The sequence below is a fragment of the Priestia iocasae genome, assembly GCF_016909075.1.
Classification (GTDB): Bacteria; Bacillota; Bacilli; order Bacillales; family Bacillaceae_H; genus Priestia; species Priestia iocasae.
The window spans coordinates 1-11600 of sequence record NZ_JAFBFC010000016.1 but is presented as its reverse complement, the minus strand read 5'-3'; the positions used below and the strand labels follow the sequence as shown (position 1 = coordinate 11600).

Annotated in this window: 15 protein-coding genes; 13 read left to right on the top strand and 2 right to left on the bottom strand. The window is 36.1% G+C overall.

Annotated features, from left to right (window positions below):
- The 11 genes from JOC83_RS19900 to JOC83_RS19850 form a co-directional block, all read left to right on the top strand.
- On the top strand, positions 1-807 hold an 807-nt coding region (locus tag JOC83_RS19900; protein ID WP_205189101.1), incomplete at its 5' end, for a DNA-directed RNA polymerase subunit alpha.
- A gap of 52 nt (positions 808-859) precedes the next feature.
- Positions 860-1222, top strand: a complete 363-nt coding sequence (rplQ, locus tag JOC83_RS19895) for a 50S ribosomal protein L17 (RefSeq protein WP_205189100.1) — start codon at positions 860-862, stop codon at positions 1220-1222.
- Positions 1223-1422: 200 nt separating this feature from the next.
- Positions 1423-2262 carry an energy-coupling factor ABC transporter ATP-binding protein gene (locus JOC83_RS19890; RefSeq protein WP_205189099.1) on the top strand — a complete coding sequence of 280 codons (840 nt, stop codon included), beginning with the start codon at positions 1423-1425 and terminating at the stop codon, positions 2260-2262.
- Positions 2238-3107 carry an energy-coupling factor ABC transporter ATP-binding protein gene (locus tag JOC83_RS19885; RefSeq protein ID WP_205189098.1) on the top strand — a complete coding sequence of 290 codons (870 nt, stop codon included), beginning with the start codon at positions 2238-2240 and terminating at the stop codon, positions 3105-3107. Before JOC83_RS19890 ends, JOC83_RS19885 begins: the two co-directional genes overlap by 25 nt.
- Positions 3104-3901, top strand: a complete 798-nt coding sequence (locus tag JOC83_RS19880) for an energy-coupling factor transporter transmembrane component T family protein (RefSeq protein ID WP_205189097.1) — start codon at positions 3104-3106, stop codon at positions 3899-3901. The genes JOC83_RS19885 and JOC83_RS19880 overlap by 4 nt, the downstream gene beginning before the upstream one ends.
- A gap of 18 nt (positions 3902-3919) precedes the next feature.
- Positions 3920-4663, top strand: a complete 744-nt coding sequence (gene truA / locus JOC83_RS19875; RefSeq protein WP_205189096.1) for a tRNA pseudouridine(38-40) synthase TruA — start codon at positions 3920-3922, stop codon at positions 4661-4663.
- A gap of 157 nt (positions 4664-4820) precedes the next feature.
- The gene (rplM, locus tag JOC83_RS19870) at positions 4821-5258 is read left to right on the top strand and encodes a 50S ribosomal protein L13 (protein ID WP_205189095.1); all 438 of its coding nucleotides are present in this window, start codon (positions 4821-4823) and stop codon (positions 5256-5258) included.
- A gap of 20 nt (positions 5259-5278) precedes the next feature.
- Complete coding sequence (rpsI, locus tag JOC83_RS19865; RefSeq protein ID WP_205189094.1) at positions 5279-5671, top strand: 30S ribosomal protein S9; 393 nt, start codon at positions 5279-5281, stop codon at positions 5669-5671.
- A gap of 472 nt (positions 5672-6143) precedes the next feature.
- Entirely contained in the window at positions 6144-6587 is a 444-nt protein-coding gene (locus JOC83_RS19860) for a DUF2521 family protein (RefSeq protein ID WP_205189093.1), read from the top strand.
- Between the two features lie 91 nt (positions 6588-6678).
- Positions 6679-7386: an N-acetylmuramoyl-L-alanine amidase CwlD gene (gene cwlD / locus JOC83_RS19855; RefSeq protein ID WP_205189092.1), complete on the top strand. Its 708-nt coding sequence runs from the start codon at positions 6679-6681 to the stop codon at positions 7384-7386.
- 147 nt (positions 7387-7533) lie between these two features.
- The gene (locus tag JOC83_RS19850; RefSeq protein ID WP_205189091.1) at positions 7534-8601 is read left to right on the top strand and encodes an Mrp/NBP35 family ATP-binding protein; all 1068 of its coding nucleotides are present in this window, start codon (positions 7534-7536) and stop codon (positions 8599-8601) included.
- A 96-nt stretch (positions 8602-8697) separates the two neighbouring features.
- Here JOC83_RS19850 and gerD read toward each other — a convergent pair whose 3' ends face one another.
- Complete coding sequence (gene gerD, locus JOC83_RS19845; protein WP_205189090.1) at positions 8698-9336, bottom strand: spore germination lipoprotein GerD; 639 nt, start codon at positions 9334-9336, stop codon at positions 8698-8700.
- Positions 9337-9490: 154 nt separating this feature from the next.
- On the opposite strand from gerD, the gene JOC83_RS19840 reads away from it, so the two are divergent.
- The gene (locus JOC83_RS19840; RefSeq protein WP_205189089.1) at positions 9491-10102 is read left to right on the top strand and encodes a KinB-signaling pathway activation protein; all 612 of its coding nucleotides are present in this window, start codon (positions 9491-9493) and stop codon (positions 10100-10102) included.
- Between the two features lie 120 nt (positions 10103-10222).
- Here JOC83_RS19840 and pdaB read toward each other — a convergent pair whose 3' ends face one another.
- Complete coding sequence (gene pdaB, locus JOC83_RS19835) at positions 10223-10987, bottom strand: polysaccharide deacetylase family sporulation protein PdaB (RefSeq protein ID WP_205189088.1); 765 nt, start codon at positions 10985-10987, stop codon at positions 10223-10225.
- Positions 10988-11134: 147 nt separating this feature from the next.
- Here pdaB and JOC83_RS19830 point away from each other — a divergent pair, with 147 nt between their 5' ends.
- Positions 11135-11374 (top strand): hypothetical protein, encoded by a 240-nt coding sequence (locus tag JOC83_RS19830; protein ID WP_205189087.1) that lies wholly within the window; start codon positions 11135-11137, stop codon positions 11372-11374.
- Positions 11375-11600: the final 226 nt, after the last annotated feature.

Sequence of the window (11600 nt, the reverse complement as noted above, 5' to 3'; positions counted from 1 at the left end):
TCACTCCCTGGTGCCGCTGTAACATCTATTCAAATAGATGGTGTACTACATGAATTTTCAACAATACCTGGTGTTGTTGAAGATGTAACAAACATCATTTTAAATGTTAAGAAATTAGCGCTAAAGATTTATTCTGAAGAAGAAAAAACTTTAGAGATTGATGTTCAGGGCCAAGGTGCTGTAACAGCTGCGGATATTCAAGCTGATAGTGATGTTGAGATTTTAAACCCAGATCTTCATATTGCTACATTGGAATCGGATGCTCACTTCCGTATGAGATTAACAGCTAAAACAGGTCGAGGCTATACTCCTGCAGATGCAAATAAGCGTGAAGATCAACCAATTGGTGTGTTACCAATTGATTCGATTTACACTCCTGTGACACGCGTTGCATACTTCGTGGAAAACACACGTGTAGGACAAATGACAAATTATGATAAGTTAACATTAGATGTTTGGACTGATGGAAGCATCGAGCCAGAGAAAGCAGTAGCTTTAGGTGCAAAGATTTTAACTGAGCACTTAAACATCTTTGTTAACTTAACAGACGAAGCTCAAAAAGCAGAGATTATGGTTGAAAAAGAAGAAGATCAGAAAGAGAAAGTTCTAGAGATGACGATCGAGGAACTAGATTTATCTGTTCGTTCATATAACTGCTTAAAACGTGCTGGTATTAATACCGTACAAGAGCTTGCTAACAAGACTGAAGAAGATATGATGAAAGTTCGTAACCTAGGTCGTAAATCTCTAGAAGAGGTAAAAGCCAAACTAGAAGAGTTAGGTTTAGGATTACGTAAAGACGATTGATAGATAACTAAGTACGTTTAGTTTGATTATTCAACAAAGGAGGGGACCTCACATGTCATACCGTAAATTAGGTCGCACAAGCGCACAACGCAAAGCGCTTCTTCGTGATTTAACAACTGATTTAATTATCAACGAGCGCATCGAAACAACTGAAGCACGTGCGAAAGAACTACGTTCAACTGTTGAGAAAATGATTACTTTAGGTAAACGTGGAGACTTACATGCTCGTCGTCAAGCTGCAGCTTACGTACGTAACGAAGTAGCTAACGAAGAGTCTGGTCAAGACGCATTACAAAAACTATTCAGCGATATCGCAACTCGCTACGAAGACCGCCAAGGTGGTTACACTCGTATCTTAAAAGTTGGACCTCGCCGTGGTGACGGTGCTCCAATCGTTATCATTGAATTAGTTTAATATTATATACATGAAGAAAAGGGCGTGACAGTGTGGAACTAGTCGATGCCCTTTTTTTTGTATATAAACAAATGTGTCACTAAAACTTGTTGGAAAACAATCATGTTTTCTTTTCTACTATAAAATCGAAGTGTACACATGACAAATTAGGATAGTAATGTAAATGATGTAATAGAAGAGTTGAGAGGAGGCTAGGTGCTGTGAGTGAGAAAGCATTGAGTGTAAAAGAGTTAAGTTTTCGGTATCAAGAAGATTCACCTTACGTACTGAATGGCGTTTCTTTTGATGTTTATAAGGGCGAGTGGCTAGCCATTGCAGGTCATAACGGTTCAGGTAAGTCTACATTAGCAAAAATTTTAAACGGCCTTCTTCTACCAGCGCACGGAGAAGTTTCTATTCAAGGTAAGCATTTGTCAGAGGAAACAATATGGGACATTCGTAAAGAGATTGGGATGGTTTTTCAAAACCCAGATAATCAGTTTGTAGGATCAACTGTTCAAGATGATGTCGCATTTGGGTTAGAAAACAATGGTGTGAGCGTTGAGGAGATGCGTCAACGCATTCCAGAAGCTATTAAACTTGTTAATATGGAAGAGTTTATTGAGCAAGAGCCTCACCACTTATCAGGTGGTCAAAAGCAGCGTGTGGCTATTGCTGGCATTATTGCAGCACAACCATCTATCATTGTATTAGATGAAGCCACATCAATGTTAGACCCAAGTGGAAGGATGGAAGTGCTTCAAACTGTCCGAAAATTACAAGAAGATAAAAAAATTACCATTATCTCTATTACCCATGACTTAAATGAAGTAGCAATGGCAGATCGAGTTATCGTTATGAATGGGGGAAGAGTATTCGCTGAAGGAACACCCGAAGAAGTTTTTCAACTAGGTCCAAAGTTATCTGACATTGGATTAGACCTTCCTTTTGCTGTAAAGCTAAGTGAGACTTTAAAGAACAAGGGCATTGCTATGTCAAAAATTCATCTAACGAATGAGGATTTGGTGGACGAACTATGGAAATTATACTCAAACAAGTAGAACATCGCTATCAACCGAACACACCGTTTGAACGTTTAGCTTTATATGATTTAAACTTACACATCCCTTCTAGTACATTTCTTGCTATTATTGGGCATACTGGTTCAGGTAAGTCAACAATTATCCAGCATTTCAATGCACTTTTAAAGCCGACATCTGGTCAAATTACAATAGGTGACCGAACGATTGAAGCCAATCGTAAAGAAAAGGAATTAAAACCTATTCGTAAAAAAGTAGGTGTTGTTTTTCAGTTTCCAGAACATCAACTTTTTGAAGAGACGATTGAAAAAGATATTTGTTTTGGGCCATTAAATTTCGGTGTAAAAGAAGAAGAAGCAAAAAAGAGAGCACGAGAATTAATTAAGCTTGTGGGCCTATCAGAAGACTTATTAGAGCGATCACCTTTTGATCTTAGTGGTGGACAGATGAGAAGGGTAGCAATCGCTGGAATCTTAGCCATGGATCCAGAGGTATTAATTTTAGATGAACCAACAGCAGGGCTTGATCCTAGAGGTCGTAAAGAGATTATGGAGATGATTTATACTCTTCATAAACAAAAGAATTTAACAACGATTCTTGTGACACATAGCATGGAGGATGCGGCTTATTACGCTGATCAAGTGGTGGTAATGAATAAAGGAAGTATAGCTATGAAAGGAAGTCCTAAAGAGATTTTCTCTCGATATGAAGAGCTAAAAGGTTATGGATTAGATGTACCTGAATCCTTATCCTTTATGTTAAAGGTACAAGAGCAGTTTGGATTAAAAATGTCTGAACCTGCTTTAACCTTTGAAGAAGTTGTTTCGCAAGTGAAAGCTTTAATGTTAGAAGGTGATGGTACATGATGAACTCAATGATTGTTGGAAAATATGTACCTGGAGATTCTTTTGTTCATAAAATGGACCCTCGAGCAAAGCTTTTACTCGTTTTCTGTTACGTCATTATTGTGTTTTTAGCAAATAACGCATATGGATACGCTCTTCTAGGCGCTTATACAGCATTCATTGTCACGATGAGTCGTGTTCCATTCTCTTTTATTTTAAGAGGCTTAAAACCCGTTTTATTCATTGTAATCTTCACGTTTATCCTTCATATCTTAATGACCAAAGAAGGAGAGATTTTAGTTGATTTTGGTTGGGTCTCAATCTATAAAGGTGGACTGATCCAGGGTATTTTTATTTCGCTGCGTTTTTTCTTTTTAATTTTAATGACGACGCTTCTTACATTAACCACCACCCCTATTCAAGTGACAGATGGAATGGAGAGTTTGTTACATCCTTTGAAAAGATTTAAGTTTCCTGTTCATGAATTAGCGTTAATGATGTCGATTTCTTTACGCTTTATTCCGACCTTAATGGATGAAACAGATAAAATTATGAAGGCTCAAACGGCTAGAGGTGTTGATTTTACTAGTGGTCCAATAAAAGACCGTTTGAAGGCCATTGTGCCTCTTTTAGTGCCTTTATTTATTAATTCATTTAAGCGAGCCGAAGAGCTTGCTATTGCGATGGAAGCAAGAGGGTATCGTGGAGGAGAAGGACGAACAAAATATAGACAGCTAATCTGGAAATCTAGTGATACTCTTATGCTAGTGTTACTAGTCGTCATGGCAGCTGTGTTAATCATAATGAGATCTTAAAAGAGCTTGGTGAAAGATATGAAACGAATAAAGTGTGTAATCTCTTACGACGGTAGTGGATTTTCAGGTTATCAAATACAGCCAAACAAACGAACTGTACAAGGTGAGTTTGAGGGAGTATTAGTTAAAATGCATGGTGGGAATGAGATAAAAGTTCATGCATCAGGTCGAACAGATGCCAACGTTCATGCATACGGCCAAGTGCTTCATTTTGATACATCTCTTGCAATCCCGTCTACAAAGTGGATAAAAGCATTAAATTCTCTCTTACCAGATGATATTGCAGTTTCACATGTACAACAAGAAGATAAAGATTTTCATGCCCGATTTAGTGTAGTATCTAAAGAGTATCGTTACAAAATCTCACGTCAACAAGAGCGTGATGTGTTTAGCCGTGACTATGCGTATCATTTTCCTTATGAGTTAAATATAGAACGTATGAGAGAAGCTGCTCAATATTTACTAGGAACTCATGATTTTACAAGCTTTTGTTCTGCAAAAACAGAAATAGAGGATCGGATAAGAACCATTTATGAAATTGAATTATTTCAATATAATAATGAGTTAACCATGCGATTTGTTGGGAATGGATTTTTATATAATATGGTTCGTATATTAGTCGGGACGTTAATAGAAGTAGGACAAGAAAAAATTTTTCCAGCTCAAATAAAGGAAATTTTAGAAAAGAAATCTCGGATTTATGCTGGAAAAACCGCACCAGCTCACGGGTTATATTTATGGCAAGTAAACTATGACAACTAAACCTGGTGTAACATTTTCTTGACATTAGGATTACAAAGCGATATTATATCCTATGGTATGTATTTTAACCCCGCGATTAGCCCCGGAAATTAATCGTGTTGAAATAGAAGGTTGAAATAATTCATTTTTTAATGATTGATAATTAGGAGGGAAACTCATGCGTACAACTTTCATGGCGAAAGCAAACGAAGTAGAGCGTAAATGGTACGTTGTCGATGCTGAAGGTCAAACTTTAGGTCGTCTAGCAAGTGAAATTGCTTCAATTTTACGCGGTAAACATAAACCAACTTATACACCAAACGTTGACACTGGTGATCATGTAATCATCATCAATGCATCTAAGATCGAATTAACTGGTAAAAAATTAACTGACAAGATTTACTACCGTCACACTATGCATCCAGGTGGTTTAAAGCAACGTACTGCATTAGAAATGCGTACAAACTACTCTGAAAAGATGCTTGAACTAGCAATCAAAGGTATGCTTCCAAAAGGTAGCCTAGGTCGTCAAATGTTCAAAAAATTAAATGTGTATGCTGGTAACACACATCCACATGAAGCTCAAAAACCAGAAGTTTACGAACTTCGCGGATAATTAATAAGGAGGTTATTATCTTGGCACAGGTACAATATTACGGAACTGGCCGTCGTAAAAGCTCTGTTGCTCGTGTACGTTTAGTACCAGGTAACGGTAGCATTACAATTAACGGTCGTACAATTGAAGAATACATTCCATTCGCTGCATTACGTGAAGTGGTAAAACAACCACTTGCTTTAACTGAAACTGTAGGTAACTACGATGTATTAGTAAACGTTGATGGTGGAGGCTATGCTGGTCAAGCTGGAGCTATCCGTCACGGTATCTCTCGTGCTTTATTAGAAGCAGATCCAGAATACCGCGTAACATTAAAACGCGCTGGTTTATTAACTCGTGACGCACGTATGAAAGAGCGTAAAAAATACGGTCTTAAAGGTGCTCGTCGTGCTCCTCAGTTCTCAAAACGTTAATTTTTACGTTTCAAAGACTCTCAAGCTTTTGCTTGGGAGTCTTTTTTTTGCATTGATAACAAATAGTAGGGTGTAAAAGCTCTTTGTATATGTGCTGTTCATGACCTAACACTTATTAATCTGACCGTGATAAGAGCAAATTATAGAAGCTTTCAGTAAGGGTTAAAAGGATAGATAATAATTGGATAAACGTTATTTTCTATGATTTATATATGCCACATTGATTACATGAAACTATTCTTCTTGTCGTTTTAACAATCAGTGTGGGAACGTCGTGTGTTTCAAAAACTCTCAACAATTTAGTTGAGGGTTTTTTTAGAATCGGCATTTCATTCATAATTGTATCTACGAAATGAATAGAGTAGAAGTATCGTCATTGTAACTCAATATTTGGTAATGCTCGTTCATATTCTTTACGCATGAGAAGAGTTGATGTGCAAACAATATGTAAAAAGGGGGCGTAAAGACTGTTATGAACGTCATTATGAGCTTAAAAGAAAAAAGGTTAGAGAAGGAAATGGTATATGAGCGAAAAATGCTTCGAGAGCTATCAATTGATACGCTTCGTGATCGCATGAATCGTTACTTTGAACCATTATTTATTCGAAAAGACTATATTACATCATCAATTGAAGAAGGATGCCTAGATATTGCAGTTGAATCCTTCTTATTAGGAGCGAGGTTTAGCCGATTTGGCTATTACGGTGAATCAGAAAATCATGTTAAGGTGAGATGTGCATTAGAAGAGAAAATGCTTATTGATGCTTTATACGATTATTTAAGCTTCTGGTCACCTTTGGGAGAAGAAGACCTTTATCAAGAGAGCATTTATTATATCTGTGAGCAATATGTACATGATTGTTGGTTAGATGGTTTTCAAAAAGGTGAGAAAAGGTATCGGCTGCGTTTAAAATAACAAAACAAGCAAAGAGCTATTTAAAAATCATTCATAAATTCCAGCTTTGTCCCATATAGAGTAAGTAGGTAGGACTGGCTGGAGGGATTGGATGACAAAAATTAAATGGATTTGTGCCATTATCGCGGCAGTTTGTTTGTTGTTTATTATCCAATATCAATTTGTGGATAAAAACTCATGGAAGTCATGGAATTTACCACTTAGCGGAAGAATTATTATTTTAGATCCTGGACACGGTGGACCAGATGGTGGAGCGGTTGGAGGAAAGACATTAGAAAAAGATATCGCTCTTAACATCACATTATCACTTCGAGATTATTTACAGGAACAGGGAGCTCTTGTTCTTTTAACAAGAGAAGGTGACTATGATTTAGCGGAAGAAGGAACAAAAGGATACAGTAGAAGAAAAGTAGAAGATTTAAAAAATCGTCTACAGATGATTAATGAATCAGATGCTGATTTATATTTAAGTTTACATTTAAATGCTATCCCGTCGCCCAACTGGAGAGGTGCACAAACGTTTTATCATGGTTCACTAGAGGAGAATAAACGAGTATCGAAATTTATACAAGATGAGCTTCGCAAAAACTTAAGTAATACGTCGAGAGAAGCAAAAGTGATTCAAAATATTTATTTATTAAAACATGCGAAAGTACCTGGAGCTTTAGTTGAAGTTGGTTTTTTATCTAATCCTGGTGAGCGAGAGCTATTAGAAAAAAAGAAGTATCAACGACAAGTTGCAGAGTCTATTTATAAAGGTATCAACCGTTATTTTACAAGTGAAGAAGATATGAAGTAATCATGTAGTGGTAAGGGAATGTCGCTCCTTACCCTTATTTTCATTAAATAATCTGTTGATTATATATTTTGTATATTGTGAAAAGTCATCTATTTATAAGTATGTTATAATAATAATGAAAACGATTTTATAATGGTGGTGGGAGATATGTTAACGGAAGAAAGAGTAAAACAAATCTTAAGTGAGTTGAAAGATCCTTTTTTACATAAAACGTTAGGGGAAACCAATGCAATTAAAGAAATTAAAATTAAAGAGGATAAGCAGCATGTTAGTGTGAAGGTAGCAGTTGCTAAGACAGGCTCAAGCGAACAACTAAAGCTGCAAAATGTCATTGTAGATGCATTAAAAGAAGCTGGGGCAAATACAGTAGGTCTTCGTTTTGTTGAATTCTCTCCAGAAGAGTTAGCTCCATTTCAAGCTACTTCAAATGCAAACTCAGGCAATTTGTTAACAAATCAATCTTCAACTCAATTTATTGCAATTGCGAGCGGAAAAGGAGGAGTAGGAAAGTCTACTGTCTCTGTGAACTTAGCTGTCGCGCTAGCTCGATTAGGTAAAAAGGTAGGTCTAATTGACGCTGATATTTATGGTTTTAGTGTGCCAGACATGATGGGTATTGCGAAGCGTCCTGTTGTAAGAGGGGAAAAAATTATACCAGTTGAACGACTTGGCGTAAAAGTGATTTCAATGGGATTCTTTGTAGAAGATAACTCTCCTATTATTTGGAGAGGACCGATGTTAGGTAAAATGCTTACGAGCTTTTTTACAGAAGTAGAGTGGGGAGATTTAGATTATCTTTTACTTGATCTGCCTCCAGGAACGGGTGATGTAGCCTTAGACGTTCATTCTATGCTACCAGCTTGTAAAGAAGTGATTGTAACGACACCGCATCCTACTGCAGCTTTCGTAGCTGCTCGCGCAGGAGCGATGGCTATTAAGACAGATCATGAAGTTATCGGTGTAGTTGAAAATATGGCTTACTTTGAAAGTCAATTAACCGGTGAGAAAGAGTATGTATTCGGAAAAGGTGGTGGAGAGAAGTTAGCTGAGGAGCTTCAAACCGAAATCCTTGGAAAACTTCCGTTAAGACAACCTGATTGGAATGACGATGATTTCGCCCCATCTATTTATGACCAAAATCATCAGTTAGGAAAGATTTATCTAGATATTGGACAGAAGATTGCTAAAAAGTGTGAAGCATCAGTTTTAAGTTAAAAGATCAAATATAAAAAATCCCGCTAAGTGATTTTATTAAGCGGGATTTTTTTATTGAATTCAGAGAGCTTTCTTAAATATCCTATTGCCTTATTCCTACCCTTGTTCTTGCTCTGATGCTCCGCCTTCACTGCCTCCGGATTCTTCTGATCCTTCTTCGCTCTTTTCTTTTGAAGAACCTTCACCTTGTGTTTCAGCTGCAGCTTTCATCAGTAAATCTTGGATTTTGGCTTTATAGAGAGGACTTTCAAATGTTTCTGTCATCACTTTTTGCAGATGAGCTCTAAATTCTTGACCTTTTAACACTTCAACAACTTGCTTTTCCATTTCTGGATTTTTTAGCACTTCCATTAGAGAAGCTTGATATTCTGGATCTTTTATTAACTTTTTCATTAATGCTTCTTGTTCTTTTTGAACACTTTTTGCGAAGGTTTCAGCAAACTTTGGATCACTAAATGTCTGTTTCCAAAAATCAACGCCTTTTTCTGAAGTTAATGTAGTGGTAATGGTTTCTTTCACCATCGCTTGGTCCATCACTAATTCTTTCTTTATTTCCTCATCCTTTAGAACTTCTTGAATGGCTTTTTTACCATCATCAGTTTTTAAAATATCAACAACCATCTTTTTTGTCTGGTCGTAGTCCATCCCGCCTTCTTCATCTTGAGGGGCACAAGCACCTAAAAGTAGAGCACATGTTGTTGCGTAAAGTAGGAGCAACAATGGCTTTTTTTTCATGAATTAAGCTCCTTTCAATCGTACACTTATTTTTAATATGATAGATTTTTCGAATTTTATTCACGATTGATTTAGGAGAAGCCTAGATTTTTCAAGGTGTCGTTGGTACAATTTATGAAGCAATGGATTTTATCGAAATTTGGGGGATCTAGCATTGAATAGTCGTAATTGGGTTCGTTTATTCCTTTCAACTCTGTTAGTTGGCGGAGTAAGTACAGGAATTGTTGGTTTTGCTGTTAAGTGGGATGAGTATCAATCACTTTTTACCACGTTTAATGTTGTAGAAATTTTGTCGATTTTATTTTGGTTAGTTGGGGTAGGCTTTATTTTTAGCATTATTAGTCAAATGGGCTTTTTTGCGTATTTAACCATTCATCGTTTTGGATTAGGAATTTTTAAATCGGTTTCATTGTGGAATGCGATTCAAATTGTATTAATTGGCTTTGTTGTTTTCGACTTAGTTTATTTTCGTTATCGAGCATTTGCCGCAGAAGGAGATAGCGTAACACCGTATCTAGTGTTAGCGATGTACGTATTAGTAGTAGGGTTGATTGTTGCATACCTAAAAATGAAGCAAACAAATAGAGAAGCATTTGTTCCTGCTCTTTTCTTTATTGTAGTGGTAACAACACTTGAGTGGTTTCCGGCTTTGCGTATTAACGAAGAGGGATGGCTATACTTAATGTTGTTTCCTCTCTTAATTTGTAACACATATCAATTGTTGATTTTACCTAAATTGATTACAAATCCACAAAGAAAAAAGTGATGAATTCATATGTGCTAGAAATGACTTCATGGTGACTTCATGTTACCTTAGCTCAAACTAGAGATAAGACTCTTAAAGTCATCATGAAGTACTCTTAGCACATCAATGAGTTAATCACTTTTAGTTTATTTCTTTTGTTTTGCTCTTCGTATTTGCTACAAGTTCTGAAACTTTCACATTCTTTATTTGTTTTTTCTTCATCTCTTGTGCAATGATTGGAATTGCTTTAACAGTTTGTTGAGCAGAATCTGATGCATGAAGTAAGATAATATCTCCTCCATCCATGTCACCTGTTATATTTTCAATGATTTTGTCTACACCAGGATTTGTCCAATCTTTTGAATCTATACTCCAATGAACAACTGTATAACCTGAGGACTTTAACACTTTTAACACTTCTTTGTTAAAATGGCCATTAGGTGGGCGTATTAGATTTACTTTTTTAAGCCCTAAAGAGTCAAATACTTTTTTGGATTTAGCAAGGTCCTGTTTAATTTTAGCGCTTTCCATCGATGGATATGACTTATATTCATATCCCATTGTACCAATTTCATGACCATCCTTTGTGATACGTTCTACAATATCAGGGTGTCGCTCGGCCCAAGAAGCAGAAAGAAAAAATGTAGCACCTTTAACTTCTTGATTCTTTAATTCATCTAAAATTGGGATGGCATTCTCATCTCCCCAACTAATGTTAAAGGTAAGAGCCAGCTGATCTTTTTGACCTTCAGCTTTAGAAATGGCTTTAGGACCGCTATCAGTTGAAAAAACAGGGAAGTTTAAAAGACTTTGTGCATACAAAAAAAAGCTAGTAAAAAAAGCGGCAATGACAATGATTAATAATTTTTTAAATTTTTGAGCTCGAATAGTATAAAAGAAATTCATACTTCTCCCCCTTGGATAAGCTATTCTTGTCTAATCTTTATGCCTTATTTAGTAAATAAATAACAAAACAAATGAGAATAAAGGAATTTTATTTGCCGAAAAAGGTTAAATTAGGAAAATAACGTTATATCTAAGGGTTGGTGTGCTATGCGAGGTTTATTAGTTAATGAAAAAGAAGTAAAGGAATTAGAGTACGTAATAAAGAGAGAATTAGAAGAATTACTATTTGATTTTACAGATGATCGTATTGATCATGTAGTAAAGCGAAGCATGGAAGAAAGATATGATATCCTTTTCAAACTATTTAGTCGTGTAGCAAGTCCAAGAGAGTGTTTAAAGTATATTCGTTCAAAACAAAAAAACATTAAAAAAAGTATTGACTCATAGTAAATAACTGTGATAAATTATTACTTGTCGCTGATGAGCGATAACAAACGAAAAAAACAAATTAAAAAAGTTGTTGACATACAGTAGACAACTTGATATGATAGTAAAGTCGCTTCTGAGCGACGGTTGAACTTTGAAAACTGAACAAAGCGACAAACGTCAACGTTAATTCAAGTTTTAAAATTTATGAGCAAGTCAAACATTTCTTCGGAGAGTTTGATCCTGG

Coding starts and splice junctions, on each gene's coding strand:
- rplQ (WP_205189100.1), top strand. CDS start 860: ATGTCATACCGTAAATTAGGTCGCACAAGCGCACAACGCAAAGCGCTT.
- JOC83_RS19885 (WP_205189098.1), top strand. CDS start 2,238: ATGGAAATTATACTCAAACAAGTAGAACATCGCTATCAACCGAACACA.
- JOC83_RS19880 (WP_205189097.1), top strand. CDS start 3,104: ATGATGAACTCAATGATTGTTGGAAAATATGTACCTGGAGATTCTTTT.
- truA (WP_205189096.1), top strand. CDS start 3,920: ATGAAACGAATAAAGTGTGTAATCTCTTACGACGGTAGTGGATTTTCA.
- rplM (WP_205189095.1), top strand. CDS start 4,821: ATGCGTACAACTTTCATGGCGAAAGCAAACGAAGTAGAGCGTAAATGG.
- JOC83_RS19860 (WP_205189093.1), top strand. CDS start 6,144: ATGAACGTCATTATGAGCTTAAAAGAAAAAAGGTTAGAGAAGGAAATG.
- cwlD (WP_205189092.1), top strand. CDS start 6,679: ATGACAAAAATTAAATGGATTTGTGCCATTATCGCGGCAGTTTGTTTG.
- JOC83_RS19850 (WP_205189091.1), top strand. CDS start 7,534: ATGTTAACGGAAGAAAGAGTAAAACAAATCTTAAGTGAGTTGAAAGAT.
- gerD (WP_205189090.1), bottom strand. CDS start 9,336: ATGAAAAAAAAGCCATTGTTGCTCCTACTTTACGCAACAACATGTGCT.
- pdaB (WP_205189088.1), bottom strand. CDS start 10,987: ATGAATTTCTTTTATACTATTCGAGCTCAAAAATTTAAAAAATTATTA.
- JOC83_RS19830 (WP_205189087.1), top strand. CDS start 11,135: ATGCGAGGTTTATTAGTTAATGAAAAAGAAGTAAAGGAATTAGAGTAC.